The sequence below is a fragment of the Escherichia sp. KCJ4928 genome (genome assembly GCF_004352695.1).
GTDB lineage: Bacteria > Pseudomonadota > Gammaproteobacteria > Enterobacterales > Enterobacteriaceae > ECMA0423.
In genome coordinates, this window is sequence record NZ_SJWV01000601.1 from 1 (window position 1) to 471 (window position 471).

Here is a 471-nt window from a genome sequence, read left to right on the forward strand (position 1 = left end):
GTTACGACCACGGCTCACGACACCGGCACAGCAGAAACAGATTCACCTTCTGAACCTGCAGAGATTCAGCCAGTGCAGCAGGCCAGTCCTGAACCATCGGCTAAAGATAAACCACAGGAGAACGTAGTGTCTGCTACTGATAATGACGCAGAGAACACCTCTTCCGCCACCACTGCCCTCCGGAGTTACGACACACCGGAAACATCCGTCTCCGACGCAACCGGGACACAGCACACCGCCACAACGCAACCTGAAGAACCACAGCTGGTCTCCATGGGCAGCGCTGACGACTGGAGCGCATTTGCGGAAGACCTCAATGCTGATGCTCCGGGGAATGCCACTGTTCACAGCACCGACAACGCGGAGACAAAGACACTTTCTGAACCTGCCGGGATGCAGCCTGTTCAACAGGCAACCCCTGAACCAACGGAAGAAAATAAACCTCAGGAAGAGGGCGTTATGTCTGCCACT

1 pseudogene is annotated in these 471 nt (G+C 55.6%); it reads left to right on the forward strand.

Features of this window, described 5'->3' with window-relative positions:
- Positions 1–471, forward strand: a pseudogene (locus E0D98_RS25805) (DNA primase); the annotation flags it as partial.